This window comes from Paenibacillus sp. CB74, assembly GCF_055687625.1.
The window spans coordinates 4,067,611-4,082,280 of record NZ_CM146009.1 but is presented as its reverse complement, the minus strand read 5'-3'; the positions used below and the strand labels follow the sequence as shown (position 1 = coordinate 4,082,280).

The following is a 14,670-nucleotide window of genomic DNA, read 5'->3' as shown; positions in this document are numbered from 1 at the left end:
CCAGCGAGTCAGGACAAGGGGATATGCCTTGTCTATTTTTTCATACTACGCGTGAAGTGCAACTTCACTGCTAACGTTTTCGCTCTCCGTGGTGCGGTGCATCAGGAAGTACGTTAGAGTTCCTCCAAGACCAATTACCGCGAAGATGCACAGTATACCGAGCTGATCCCAAGCTACGCCGAACTGTCCGCTTGAGATAACTGCTTTATAACCTGTTACCGAATAGGTCATAGGCAGCCATGGATTAAACACCTTCAACCAGTTTGGAATCAGTTCGAGCGGGAAGGTGCCCGCGCTGGTCGTAAGCTGGAAGATTAGCATCAGAATTGCGAGGAATCGTCCCGGATTTTCCAACCAAGTCACCAGTGCCTGAATGATGTACATGAAGCTTAGGCTGGTCACAAAGCTGAACAAGAGGAACAACGGAACGCTCTGAACTTTCAGACCCAAGCCGTACAAGACCAGCCATGAAGCAAGCAGGGATTGTACAGCACTCATGAGCGTGAAAGCCAGCGTTTTGCTCACAAAACGATTCCAGCCACTTGCCTCGCTAACCGTGCTACCGCGTGTTGGCACAACCAATGTCGCAATCAATGCCCCGACAAACAGCCCCAGTGACAGGAAGTATGGCGAGAATCCTGTACCGTAATTAGGTACCTCATTATATTTATGCTCATCGACCTGAACAGGCTCTGCATACATCGTTACCAGTTCATCGGTCTTTTTCACACTCCCCGTCTGCTCAGCCGCTTCATTCAGCTTGGTGGCAAGTTCACCAGAGCCATCCGTTAACTTCAGCGTACCTTCTTTTAACTGACCGGCACCGTCATCCAGCTTATGTGAGCCATCTGCAAGTGTTGAGATTCCATCTGTGAGCTGGCTTACACCCGCAACCAACTTGCCTGCACCAGCATCCAATTGACCTGAACCGTCCGCAAGTTTGGCTGCTCCAGACGCTGCTTCGGATAATTTGGAATTGAATTGCTGTAGGCCCGTCGCAAGCTTTTCGTGTCCGGCGGATAATTGCGTGGCACCTTGTACGAGTTGTTGTTCACCCTGTGTCAACTGGCTGCTGCCTTGATGCAGTTGCTGCTGTGCAGCGTACAGGTTTTGGCTGCCTGTCACCAACTGCTGTCCGCCCTGATATACTTGTTCACTGCCAGCGGCTACGGCCTGACTTGTTGCCAGGAGCTGCTGAACAGCAGGACTTGCGGCCAGTTCCGGACTGGATTCAGCCAATTGGGCGAGTCCTTGTGCAACCGCTTTGGCACCCTCACTAACTTTGCCGCTGCCCTCAACAGAGCTTTGCAGTCCAGCTGTTAGCTTCGCACTACCTTCCTCGGAAGCCGCAAGTCCTGCATCCAGCTTAGCCGCGCCTTCTTGAGCAGATTGAAGACCAGCCTGTAACTGTTTGCCGCCCATTTCGGCCTGGGTTGCTCCATCACTCAGCTTCGTGCCTGCTGTTGCGAGTTGGGATAGCCCACTGGAAAGGGCACTTGCGCCAGTATGAAGATCACCTGTGCCTTGGGCGAGAGTGGACGTACCTTCTTCTAACGAAACCACGCCCGTTTCGAGCTTGTCGGTGCCAGCAACCAGTTTGGAGAGGTTCTCTTTTAATGTAGCAGCACCCTCATCCAGTTTGATCGCACCATCATGAATCTGACCTGCGCCATCCCCGGCATCCGCCAGACCGCCTGAGATTTTTTCGACCTGATCCAATAACGTTTCGGTATACGATTCTGTGACTTTGGCAGCAACTTTGGAGCGGATTTGTTTAACCGCCGTGCCACCGATCTGACCCGCGAGGAAGTTGTATCCTTCATTGGGTTCGTAGATCAGATCTGCTGGCTCAGGGTGCTCATCCATCAGGGTCGTTGCTTTGGAGGAAAAGTCCTCCGGAATAACAATCGTCATATAATATTTATTGTCTTCCATGCCTTGATCTGCTTGTTCACGAGTAACGAATTGCCAGTTGAAATCATCGCTTTTTTTCAATTCATCGATCAGATTCTGACCGACCTCCAGTGATTTGTCGTTGTAGACTGCACCCTGATCCGTGTTGACCACGGCTACAGGTAATTCATTCATTTTGCCATAAGGGTCCCAGAATGCATTCAGGAACAGGCCGCTATACAATACCGGAATGAACAGTACAACGAGAATCGGAATAAATATTTTTGGTTTCTTGAAGGCGGACTTCAGATCCTGCCCAAATACGTGGAATGATTTCATCATGTTCTCTCCCTATCCTTACGCTCATCCATTTGTTCTGTCTCTATTATGTGTTGGATCTAGTAGGTTGCCTTTCTCTAGGTGGGGGATAAGCCATTCTTGAGAAAGAGGCCCACAAAATCCTTGATCTGATCCTTATGCAGCGTAGGATGCGCTTTGTTCCAATCCGAGGTTAAGGTGACATACAGCTTCAGCAGGACAAAAGAAACCAGTTTGGGATCGTCTCTGCGAATCTGCTCTAACTCCATGGCACGGCTGACCTGACGCTCCAGATATTCGAGAATGGCTGTCTCCACTTGCTGCAAACCTTCCTTGGCTTGCAGTGTACCGAACTCGTTAACCTCCTGAAAAAGCTTGATCAACAACTCATGTTCCTCCCGGTACTCCAGCAGAGAGTCCATACTCATATGCACGTTATCCAGAAAGGAATTTTCTTCCTTCACGGTTTGCTCTGTAATCTGTCTCATGTCCGCAATGATCGAGCGCAGAATCTCGCTGAACAGTTCTTCTTTATTTTCGAAAAAAGTATAGATCGTTCCCTTGCCCACATTGGCAAGTCTCGCAACCTGCTCCATCGTTGTGGCCTTGTAGCCAAACAGGGCAAAGGATTTCTCGGCAGAGTCCATCACCTGTTGCCTTCGATCTATCGTTTTCATGGTATTTACACCTCCTTGTGGTTGAAAGGATAAATGGGAAGATAAAACTTTTATGACCGATTTACTATTGTGGTCAGTTGGTCGTTAACAAATGTAGCACTTGAACAGAGAAGGTGGATGTGATCTTTGTCATAAAAATGCTGGGATAGGTTCGATAGGTGCGAATGTGATGCTCATATGAAAAAGCAATGACGGAGCGTTTAACGAGTAGAATAGCTGAGCGAAAAAAAGCTTGTAACTATGTCTTCGTTGAATCCGTCTAATAGGTTGAGGTGATTGAGAATGAAACCTGTTAACTATTGGAGTTTGAGTATGCTTTTGATGCTAGTCATTATTGTTGGCTGTGGAATATCGAATAAGGGGGAAATAACATCAAAACCCCATGAAACGAATACGGAAGAAGTGGCAAAGGAATCAACGAAGGGATGCCCGGGAACCATTGAATGGATTGATTTTCTGATGTTCAATGATGTTACATACTTTCAAAACAACGAAGGGACCAAAGAGGTACCTGCAGAGCAAATTGGGGACAGGATAGGGGAAGTGAGCTACATGCTGAACGAGCATGTGTGTGCGGATCACGTGACCGAGAATGGAGATGCGGCATATCTTCCAATTGGAACGGTTATATATGAACTAGAAGGTTATAAGTCACATTATCGCGTGGTAGCGAATAATAAGGTTTACGAAGCAAAAGAAAATCCCCATGCGAAGACAATGGGAGACCTGATGGACATTGAAGGCAAAGTGGAAAAAGTCAGCCTTGAAAGTGGCAATGATGGCAGCCCAATAGGTAACTTCCCCCAGGAAGCCGCATCCGAATTCATGAACGAGCTTCTGCCGTTGCGATATGTTGGCTTTGATGAAGTGTATAAGAAATCCAAGCATGAGACAGGAATTTTTTTACGTGTGCATCTTCAAGATGGAACATCATTTCGAATGGTTTATTATCCAAAAGCAAATGCTTTCTCAGCAGGAGCATTTGGAACAGAAAAGTTACAATCGTTAATCGTTTCTCAGAGAAAAGAAATTAAAGCAGCTGCTGGATTATAGTGTGGAGTGGAGGTTCAACAATTCAGCTACAATGACGAGAAAAAGATGATTATAAATGCAGAAGAATTACTGCCTGTTAAATGATACCTGGAACCTATCCACCTACCCTGCTAACAACAAAAAAACCAAGGCTTCGAGTTAATCACTCATGAGCCTTGGTTTTTATTGTTTCTTATTATTGTTATCTGTGTCCTACTTAATTCTATTCTGCTCGTACTTTAAAGAATGAAATCAGTTCTTGCAGCTGCTCGGAGACAACCGAGAGTTCATCGGAGGCACTCACAATGGCAGCCATGGAGGCTTCCTGCTCTTCAATGGACTGCTCAATTTGTTTACTGCTATTCGCTGCCTTGCTGACATTGGCAGAGAGTTCATCCGCCGTAGCAGACATTTCTTGTGTACTTGCCGAGATTTCTTCGGTAGAACTGGAGATATCCTGAATCTGGTTTGCAACTTTATTCGTAGCAGTCAGAATATTCTCGAAGAATACACCTGTCTCTTGGGTAACTTCCAAGCCTTTCGTTACTTCCTTGGAACCCAGCTGCATCGCCGCGGCAGACTGAGTGATATCCCGCTGAATCTCTTCGATTAACTGTCGAATTTGTTTCGCTGATTCCTGGGATTGTTCCGCCAGATTACGCACCTCGCCTGCAACCACGGCAAAACCTCGTCCTTCTTCACCCGCGCGTGCTGCCTCAATGGAAGCATTGAGCGCCAGCAAGTTGGTTTGTCCGGCAATCTCCGTAATGAGATTAACAATGTTGCTAATCTCATTCGAGTTATTTTCCAACGACTGAATCGAATTCGACGTATTTTGTACTGCACCGGAGATCAAGCGCATCTGCTCAATAACTTGCTGCATCACCACATTACCTGTACTGGAGCGCTGCTCCATGCTGAGTGCTTCGTCTGCCACATCAGCTGAACTGCTGGCGATGGTCTGTACGACCGTTGACATCTCTGTCATGGCACGTGCATTCTCTACCGTTGCTTTGTCCTGAGACACCAGTCCGGTGGATATCTCCCGAATATTGGTGCTGATGGATTGAATGTTCACATTATTTTTCTCGGAAATGCCCAGTAGTTGTTTGGAGGATTCCGAGAGGTGATGTGAAGTATTCTGTACTTTGTAGATGGTTGTATTGAAGCGATGGATCATCGCATTAAACTTCTCGTTGATGATACCCAGATCATCTCGCCCGGTGTCGATGATTACGTCCAGATTACCCGTGCTGACTTCTTCGATACCTTTCATCAGGTTGCGAATTGGAAGCAACGTTCTTTTCAGCAATATGAATTGCAACACCATGAACAGGATCAGGAATCCGACAAGGAACATCAATCCGTACGTAAGCAATTCCTTAAGTCCTTTTGGAACGGCACTTGCATCAACATCGAAGTAAAGAGCAGCGTACATGGAGCCATCTGCATTATTAATAGGGTAGATCAGTGTGGTCCAAGTTCCGTACTCGTCCGTGTAGAAATCACTGAAAGCAGGCTTCCCGTCCTTTTTCATCTGTTCCAGCACCACAACGTTATTTTGAGGTAGAGGATACATGGCACCTGCGGGCAGATTACCTTCCTCAAATGGTTCCAACAGGTTCGTTGGAATGGCGATGATGGACGTTCCGTCTCCTTCTTCAAGTTCTGAACCGAAAATGTACGCCTGTGCGATATTTGGATAGAACTCATGGATGGAATCAAGGTAAGCTTTCATTTCCTGCTGTACAGGACCGGAGTAGCTTTTTTCCTTAGCCGCTTCTGCCACTTTGGCAGTGTCGAGATCATCGTACCATTTCTGGGTGATGACGGTAGCCTGGTCGTGCAGCTGTTCAACCAGAATGTTTTTCTGCAATTGATATGCGGCAGTGATCAGGATTACACCAATCAACGTGATACTGCCGAATGAAATCACCAAATTTTTGATAAAGAAAGGCATGGTACTCCAGCGAAGCTTATTAAACAAGATGGTTCACTCCTTCTACAAATATGAAAATGCACTATACCTGGATGGGATGCTATACGCTATGTAATCTAACGAATATTTAGTGGGAAATGATTATCGTGCAAATTCTATAATTCTTATTTTTACTGTGGTTACGTGACATTCTCTTATGATGCAGTGTGCTTCTTGCATTGTTACAAGTTCTACTTCACTTATAGGACCCCCAGGTAAGTTACTTCGTAGAATATATCGTTATAAAGTCATATTAATATTAGCTTTTCGTGCAAAAATGGTTCTAAGGTACTGGTTCTGTGGGCGTGTTTTTCGTTTTCGATCTTTATTATTACGTTTGTTAATGCAAGGTCTGAAGGACTGAAACATGATATAACAAGACGTTGGATTGATGACTAATTTCAAAATAAATGGGACTCCCCTTTCATAAAGGGGACCTTTTGGGTTTGTTTGCCATGACCTAAAGAAAACACAAGAGAACGAAAAGACAGTCCATTGTTGCCCTTATGCAGGAGCGCTAAGATAAAGTTGTTAAAGCGTTTACATTATGGATTGAAGGGAGCTTAACTCGGATGCCAGAAATTACGATCAGGCTGTATGAAGGCAGGACGGATGAGCAAAAGCAGGAGATAGTGGAGGTGTTCACACGCGAGCTCTCGCGTATTATCGACCGTGAGCCGAATTATATTTCCGTTGAATTTAATGAAATCCCATGGGACGAGAACGTTCCTGATAATTTGAGAGCCATGCAAACACAGAAGCAGGGAGGGGAGAAGACGTGAAGCCGGCGGATATCGTGCCACCAAGCCGGGGAACAACCGGACTTCACTCGTCTGGTCTGGGCACCCGGCTCGGAGATACAGGACGTTATCTGTGGCGATACCGGATCCTATATCTGCTCTCCGTACCGGGTATCCTGTATTTTTTCCTCTTCAAATATGTGCCTCTCTTCGGCTCCATCATTGCCTTTCAGAACTACAACATTTTCAAAGGTATCACCGGCAGTGATTGGGTAGGATTGGAACATTTCCAGAAGATGTTCAGCCATTATGACTTTTTGCGAATTCTCAATAATACACTTCTGCTTGGACTATATGATCTGGTAATTGCATTCCCGGTACCGATCTTACTGGCCATTCTGCTAAATGAAGTACGAATGATTGTATTTAAGCGGTTGCTGCAAACGATTGTATACATGCCTCACTTTCTATCCTGGGTCGTTATTAGCGGAATCTTCATGGGCATTTTCTCGATGGATGCCGGGGTGGTGAACAAGGCACTTGGGTTTCTGGGCATGCAACCAATCTACTTTCTTGGAGAAGACTCGTATATTCGTTCCATTCTGATTGGTTCCGGCATCTGGCGTGACTCCGGGTATGGGACGATTATTTTCCTGGCAGCCATTGCCGGCATCAATCCCGATCTGTATGAGGCGGCAGAGGTGGATGGAGCCGGACGTTTGAAGCAAATATGGTCGATTACCCTGCCATCCTTGCTGCCGACGATTATGATCCTGCTGCTGCTGCACATTGGGAAGTTCCTCGATCTGGGCTTTGAGCGTGTGTTTGTATTCCTGAATCCGCTCAATCTGGAATCGGGTGAAATTCTCGATACGTATATTTACAAAGCCGGGCTTCTCTCACAGCAATACAGTTATACAACGGCCATCGGATTGTTCAAGTCGGTCGTGGGTTTGATGCTTGTTCTACTCGGTAATTTCTTCAGCAAAAAAACAACCGGCGAAAGCCTGTATTAGGAGGCGAGTTCTATGCGTACCCCCAGTGTCCGTTACCGTATATTTCGCATTGGTAATCTCGTTTTTCTAACGCTGCTCTCGTTGACGATGATTCTGCCCTTCATTAATGTGCTGGCCCAATCACTCAGCAGCTCGGAAGCGATCATGGGTGGAAAGGTTAGCTTCTGGCCTGTTGATTTTACCTGGATCAATTATGAATATGTATTTGGCGATGCTGCATTCTGGCGGGCATTTGCGGTATCGGTTGGGGTGACGCTGTTCGGGACGCTGGTCAATCTTGCGGCAACGGCATCACTTGCGTATCCTGTGTCTCGTCCAGAGTACAAGGGACGCTCTCTCGTTGTCATGTTTGTCCTGGTAACCGTCGTATTCTCGGCGCCGCTCATTCCGAACTTTATCCTGATGAAGGAACTGCATCTGGTCAATAATCCACTGGTGCTGATTGTGCCCGGAGCGATTAATGCCTTTAATTTCTTCGTTATGCGCTCGTTCTTCGCACAGTTGCCGGGTGAGCTGATTGACGCTGCCCGCATCGATGGCTGTGGAGAATTCGGTATCATCTGGCGTATCGTCATCCCATTGTCCAAACCGGCCATGGCATCACTCGGTATTTTCTATGCGGTAGGCCACTGGAATGCGTATTCCACGGCGCTCTATTATCTGAATGATCCGGCCTGGTGGCCGATCCAGGTAACACTCAAGAAGCTGTTTGAAAGTGACGATATTTCCGTCGATCCAGGTTCTGCCGTCTATAGCACCCTTGCGCATACATCGCCAGAAGGTATCAAAATGGCAACCATTATTATCGCCACCTTGCCGATCATTATCATTTACCCTTTCCTGCAAAAGCATTTTGTAAAAGGAATCATGGTCGGCTCCGTCAAATCTTAAGTACAAGCAACATACAGATCTGACGGAAACGGGGGGAATGGCGATGTTCAGAATCTTGATTACGGACGATGAGCCCATGATTCGAATGGGTCTGGCGAAGATGATCAAACAAGCGGGACTGTTCGACTGTGAGATTCGGCAGGCTGCACATGGGGAAGAAGCTCTCCAAGTGATGGGAGACTTTCGGCCGCACATCCTGTTTACGGATATCCGCATGCCAACGATGGACGGTATTGAGCTCTGCCGTCGTTTATCCGAGCAAGGCAGTACGATACGCATTATTGTGGTCTCCGGTTATTCGGACTTTGAATATGCAAGAGCCTGTATGGATTATGGGGTAAAGCGATATTTGCTGAAACCTGTGGGACGACAGGGGCTTCATGAACTGCTGCTCAAATTGCTGGCATCCGAAGAGGATAAACCTACGGTTTCTCTTGTACCCGTGAGGGAGCTGAACGATTGGGCGATGCGTCTGGAAGAGGCGATATGGGAGCTAAGACAATCCGATGTGACGGAGTTGCTCGCAGCATGGTCAGATCGTTATCCGGCATATGCCCTGATGCCTGAGCAGACAGCGGAGCTTTTTCAGGAATTGCTGGAATTGATTGTAGCCAGAATGAATGCACGGGGAAACGGAACGATGAGTACGTCCAGTCAGATTAATGAAAGCGCTTCCTCAAAAGAGTGCTTCAAGGCTCTGGGCAACGAAATCCAGATGTTGATGAAAACGATCAAGGAAAAGCGCAGCGGCAAGCGCAAGCATCCGGTGGAAGAAGCTAAGGCTTATCTGGAACAGCATTTGCGCAGGGAAGTGTCACTGGACGAGATTGCCGCCAAGTTGGGACTGAACCCGTCCTACTTCAGCCAACTGTTTAAACAGACGACAGGTCAGACCTTTATTCAATACCGGATACGCAGCAAAATGGAACTGGCCAAAAGCATGCTGGAACAGCCGGGCAACCGGATTACGGATATATCCTACGAAGTGGGGTATGCGGATCATCCCCATTTTACCAAGACATTCAAGAAGATTACCGGACTGACCCCGTCCGAATACCGTAGCAAGTTGGGCATTGAATGATGAAGCGCAGCCTGTCGATCCGCCTATTCTTTCATTTTGCCATCGTAATTACGTTGTCCCTGTCTGCTATCGGCTTGTTTACCTACACCTATGCCTCAACTGAGATGAACGACCAGCTGGCGGACAACATCGCCCAAACGATGCGTAATACGGCGTACCAGACCGACCTGTATTTGCAAAATTATGATCGCTCAACGTACTCTATCCTCTCTAATGGAAGTGTGAAGCATTTCCTCGATATGAATTCGGAGGATAGTTATGCCTATTACGAGTACAGCCGTCAGATTAAAAGGAACGTGTTCCCGCCTGTATTTATGTTATATCCACAGATCAAGTTCCTGTATGTTATCGGGGAGAACGGGCGGGTTGTCATCGATGACAACCAGAATTCAGCGGGCATACCCGATATCAATGCTGCCCAGCAGTATAAGGAGCTGCTCGCTGCAACCCCTGCGAATGGCGAATCGACGTTGCTCACCCGCAGTATTCGCAGTGGACAGAGTTCGAATGTCATTACGATTGCACGCCGGATCAGGGGGATGTCCTCCTACACACCAAACGGAGTGCTGGCGATGGAAGTGAATGTGCTGGAGCTTGACAACATCTGGGGAGAACTCGATCTCGGTCAAGGGGGATATCAGTATGTGATGGATCAGAACGGAAATGTCATCTACCTTCCTGGGGTCGAGGAGGCGCAAACCGTGATGTCATCCAGCACCGTGGACAGACTTATGCACATGGAGGCAGGGTCACTGGAACAGAACACGGATGGCACCAAACGGCTGTTTATATCGGAACTGTCTGCCTATTCGGGCTGGCGCTTTGTCGCTTCCGTGCCGCTGTCGGAGCTTCAAAGGCCGATTGCAACGATTCGCTCAGCTACATTATGGGTTGGTGCAGGAACCTTGCTCGCTGCGCTTGTTGTGGCGTATCGGATCGGAGCATCTCAAGTGGAACCCATTCGGGTGCTGATGAACGGAATGAGACAGACGGAGAAGGGAATCTGGAACAAGGTGGAGATGAAGGAAAGGCGTGATGAGATCGGCGTGCTGATCCGCAGCTATAATCTGATGGTCAGCCGTTTGTCGGACATGATTGAGAGTGTATATGAGTCGGAGCTGCGCCGCCAGAAGTCGGAAATTGAGCTACAGCAGGAGGCGTTGGAACGACACCGTGCGGAATTTCAGGCGCTCCAGTTGCAGATCAATCCGCATTTTCTCTACAACACGCTGGAGACGATCAAATGTTATGCCGTTGTACAGGACTCCGAAGAAATTGCACAGATGGTGGAATCGATGGCTCATATGCTCCGTTATTCCATTCAGACCAATCTGGAGGAAATTACGGTGGCCAATGAGTTGAAGCATGTGCTCGCCTACCTTTCTATCATGAAACATCGCATGGATCGGGAGCTTGAAGTGGAGGTCATCATTGCACCGGATCTGTTGCTAGAAAAAATGGTTCGTCTCACCCTCCAGCCCCTGGTGGAGAATGTGCTGCAACATGCGTTTCCACAGGGCATGGAACCGGGTCATTATATCCGCATCGATGCTCGGCGCTTGAAAGATCGCTTCCTTGTGATCGTGCAGGATAACGGCATGGGCATGAACGATGAACGCCTGAAGAAGCTGCGTGACCGTCTGGAATTAAATCGTCTGGCAGGGGAAGATTCCGATGATGTCTACCATCGTGGAGGCATTGGTCTCATGAATGTCCATCGACGGATTCAACTGGTATTTGGAGAAACGTATGGCTTGATGATTGAGAGTGAGCGAGGCTTGGGAACGACCATTACGATGGCGCTTCCGGCCGATCAGCACAGCAAGCGGATTTAATGTAATTGAAACCAATAACAGGGAGGAAGATCAAACATGAATATTAACTTGCAGAACAAAATTGCGTTGGTAACAGGTTCCAGTGGAGGGATTGGCGCTGCTATTGCCGGGTCATTGGCTCGCTGTGGGGCAAAGGTGGCTGTGAATGGTCTGCATAATATGGAGCGGGCGGAGGAGGTCGTGGCAGCGATTCGGGATGCTGGTGGTGAAGCGGCGGCATTTCAGGCCGATGTGACCGATATGGATGCCATAGAATCGATGGTTGGGGATATCACGCTTCGTTTCGGCGGTCCAATTGACCTGTTAATCAATAATGCGGGGCATCTGGTGGAGCGGAGCCCTATTGAAACGATGAGCGAGGAGCTCTACAGCCGGATTATGGATGTCAATCTGAAGAGCGCCGTATTTGTCTCCAAAGCGGTCATTCCTGGCATGAAGGCGGCTGGAGGCGGACGAATTATCAATCTGACCTCGGTAGCGGCTCATAACGGGGGCGGGCCGGGTGCAGCTATTTACGCAGCCTCCAAGGCGGCTGTCATTGCGTTAACCAAAGGGCTTGCCAAAGAACTGGCTCCTGGGGGGATTACGGTTAATGCCCTTTCACCGGGCTTCATTGGACAGACGGCATTCCATGCTACGTTCACCTCGGCAGAAGGCCGGACTTCTGCAGTAGGCAGTATCCCGCTTGGACGGGAAGGGACTCCCGATGATGTTGCAGGAGCGGCGTTGTACTTATGTTCTGACCTGGGGGCTTTTATCACCGGAGAGACGATAGAAATCAATGGCGGAATGTACATGCGTTGAGGCTACAACATTGCGATAAGGAGGGAATGATACGATGGAAGTGAAACGGAAGCTTGCAGAAAGACTGTTGTACCAACCTATTAGCGGGCCGTTCCATGTGGACTATGCACCTGATGAACATACCATTCTGGCAGAGAATCCGCCAAGGTTTACCTGGATGGCGGCACAGCAGGAGGATGAGAATGCCTATCTGCTGCAAGTATCGGCGAGCCCTTCTTTTCAGGAAGAAGAGACGATGACCTTTACGCCGCTCCCGTATAATTTTTTCACACCTGACCGGGTGTTTGAACCTGGAGAGTATTATTGGCGATATGCGCTACTTATAGATCAATCAATGCAGCAAGGAAGTGAAGCTGAAACGGATGCCGTGCAGGAGAAACAGCAGGAAATGTCATCATGGAGTGAGGTGAGGCGGTTTACGGTCCCAGCGGGATTACCGGAGACACCTCTACCTTCCCGGGCACAGCGATACGTTTCCACAAACACGTCTCACCCACGGTTGTGGCTTGGTGAGCGTGGACTGAATGCGCTTGCCGATGGTGTTGCGTCCGATTCCACGTATTGCGGCTGGGATGTGTTTATGGCAAATTCCGTGGAACCGTGGGTAGACCGTGACCCAATTCGTGAACCGCTGCCTTACCCGGATAACAAACGTGTCGCCACGTTGTGGAGACAAATGTACATTGACTGTCAGGAAGTGTTATATGCCATTCGTCATCTGAGTATCGCTGGGCGGGTGCTTCGAGACGAACGGCTGCTTGAAGCGGCGAAAACCTGGCTGCTGCATGTGGCGGCCTGGGATACGGAGGGAACAACCTCCCGCGATTATAATGACGAGGCGGCCTTTCGGGTCGCAGCGGCGCTTGCTTGGGGCTATGACTGGCTGCATGATGAGTTGAACAGTGAAGAGCAAGATGTGGTAAGACGCAGTTTGCTGCGGCGGACAGAACAGGTAGCCCAGCATGTAATGGTCCGCTCAAAGATTCATCATGTGCCCTATGACAGCCATGCAATTCGTTCATTGTCTTCCGTACTTGTACCGTGCTGTATGGCTTTGTTGCATGAGGAGCAGCAAGCTGCAGCGTGGCTGGATTATGCGATCGATTATTATGCCTGTCTGTACTCCCCTTGGGGTGGCAGTGATGGGGGTTGGGCCGAAGGACCGATGTACTGGACAACAGGCATGGCCTATGTAACCGAAGCGATGAATCTGCTGCGAAACTATGCGGGCATCGACTTCTTCCGTCGACCGTTCTTCCAGCGTACCGGGGATTTTCCACTCTACGTGTACCCGCCTGATGCACGGCGCGCCAGCTTTGGAGATCAGTCTACGCTGGGTGACCCGGTCAATTTGAAAACAGGCTATCTTGTGCGCCAACTGGCAGGTGTTACAGGCAACCGCTGGTACCAGTGGTACTTTGAGCGTGTACGCCAATCCGATCCGGGGACAGAGGGAGCCTTTTATAACTACGGCTGGTGGGATTTTAACTTTGACGAATTGGTATATCGCCACGATTATCCGCAGGTGGAGGAAGAGTCACCTGTGAACATCGAACCGCTCAAATGGTTCCGGGATGTGGGATGGGTAGCTATGCATCACCGGATGGATGATCCGGATGAGCATATGATGCTGCTACTCAAGTCAAGCCGTTATGGCTCCATCAGCCATAGCCATGCGGATCAGAACAGCTTTACCCTGCATGCATTCGGTGAGCCGCTTGCGGCGGATACCGGCTATTATATCGCGCATGGAAGTTCCTTTCACCGGGAATGGCGCAGGCAGACACGCTCCAAAAACAATCTGCTGATTGGCGGAGCAGGTCAGTATGCCGAGAACAACAAAGTGCTGAACATGGCGGCAACCGGGCAGATCGAAGATGCCTATTGGCGAGACGGTGATGGTTATGTGCGCGCGGTAGCGACCGATGCCTACGCCAGCACCGTACCGCATGTGAAGCGTGTTGTACGGGAAATACATTTTCTGCAATCATCCTACTTCGTCATTGTGGACCACATTGACCTGAAGCAGCCGGACAGTGTTCAATGGCTGTTCCATGCAATACACCCGTTACAGCTGAAAGGGCAGACCTTCCGTCTGAACGGTACTAAGGCAGGGCTTGAGGGGACATTTGTCTATGCTTCCTCCGGTGAACTGTCGCTCAGCCAGACGGATCAATTCGCAGAGGTGGACCCGGCAGAGTATGAAGGGCTGGACAGACATTATCATCTAAGCGCGGAAACACGGCATGCTTTAAGCCATAGAATTGTAACGCTGCTTGTGCCATATAAGATTGAGAAGCCGAAGTACGTCCCTTATTTCATCGATGACCAGGATCACGGCATTCATCTCTATTTTACCGACAACGGTATAACAAAGAAGATCGAGGTATCCAAGACATACTAGT

General features: G+C 48.8%; 11 protein-coding genes. 8 read left to right on the top strand and 3 right to left on the bottom strand.

All coding sequences use genetic code 11. The features are described 5' to 3' along the window. Positions 1-45 precede the first annotated feature (45 nt). Positions 46-2,232 (bottom strand): YhgE/Pip family protein, encoded by a 2,187-nt coding sequence (locus ACX9NY_RS18155; protein ID WP_472479344.1) that lies wholly within the window; start codon positions 2,230-2,232, stop codon positions 46-48. A 77-nt stretch (positions 2,233-2,309) separates the two neighbouring features. Further along, positions 2,310-2,888: a TetR/AcrR family transcriptional regulator gene (locus ACX9NY_RS18150; protein WP_253430953.1), complete on the bottom strand. Its 579-nt coding sequence runs from the start codon at positions 2,886-2,888 to the stop codon at positions 2,310-2,312. A 282-nt stretch (positions 2,889-3,170) separates the two neighbouring features. Between ACX9NY_RS18150 and ACX9NY_RS18145 the strand changes: the two genes are divergently transcribed. Further along, on the top strand, positions 3,171-3,941 hold the full coding sequence (locus tag ACX9NY_RS18145; protein ID WP_472474188.1) for a hypothetical protein: 771 nt from the start codon (positions 3,171-3,173) through the stop codon (positions 3,939-3,941). A gap of 202 nt (positions 3,942-4,143) precedes the next feature. Here the strand turns inward: ACX9NY_RS18145 and ACX9NY_RS18140 are convergent, their stop codons facing one another. Then, positions 4,144-5,880, bottom strand: coding sequence for a methyl-accepting chemotaxis protein (locus ACX9NY_RS18140; RefSeq protein WP_339308734.1), 1,737 nt, complete (start codon positions 5,878-5,880; stop codon positions 4,144-4,146). A gap of 590 nt (positions 5,881-6,470) precedes the next feature. Here ACX9NY_RS18140 and ACX9NY_RS18135 point away from each other — a divergent pair. From ACX9NY_RS18135 to ACX9NY_RS18105, 7 genes are read left to right on the top strand one after another with little or no spacing between them, the layout of a single operon-like run. Continuing rightward, positions 6,471-6,680, top strand: a complete 210-nt coding sequence (locus ACX9NY_RS18135) for a tautomerase family protein (protein ID WP_339240000.1) — start codon at positions 6,471-6,473, stop codon at positions 6,678-6,680. Between the two features lie 56 nt (positions 6,681-6,736). Continuing rightward, positions 6,737-7,654, top strand: a complete 918-nt coding sequence (locus ACX9NY_RS18130) for an ABC transporter permease (protein ID WP_253442400.1) — start codon at positions 6,737-6,739, stop codon at positions 7,652-7,654. Positions 7,655-7,666: 12 nt separating this feature from the next. Then, a complete protein-coding gene (locus ACX9NY_RS18125; RefSeq protein WP_124117211.1) occupies positions 7,667-8,545 on the top strand; it encodes a carbohydrate ABC transporter permease in 879 nt (292 codons plus the stop codon). 43 nt (positions 8,546-8,588) lie between these two features. Next, positions 8,589-9,626 (top strand): response regulator transcription factor, encoded by a 1,038-nt coding sequence (locus ACX9NY_RS18120; protein ID WP_472474185.1) that lies wholly within the window; start codon positions 8,589-8,591, stop codon positions 9,624-9,626. Further along, positions 9,623-11,461, top strand: a complete 1,839-nt coding sequence (locus ACX9NY_RS18115) for a cache domain-containing sensor histidine kinase (protein ID WP_472474183.1) — start codon at positions 9,623-9,625, stop codon at positions 11,459-11,461. Before ACX9NY_RS18120 ends, ACX9NY_RS18115 begins: the two co-directional genes overlap by 4 nt. 36 nt (positions 11,462-11,497) lie before the next feature. Continuing rightward, entirely contained in the window at positions 11,498-12,265 is a 768-nt protein-coding gene (locus ACX9NY_RS18110) for an SDR family NAD(P)-dependent oxidoreductase (protein ID WP_339259162.1), read from the top strand. Between the two features lie 34 nt (positions 12,266-12,299). Further along, positions 12,300-14,669, top strand: a complete 2,370-nt coding sequence (locus ACX9NY_RS18105; protein ID WP_472474181.1) for a DUF4962 domain-containing protein — start codon at positions 12,300-12,302, stop codon at positions 14,667-14,669. Position 14,670 lies beyond the last annotated feature (1 nt).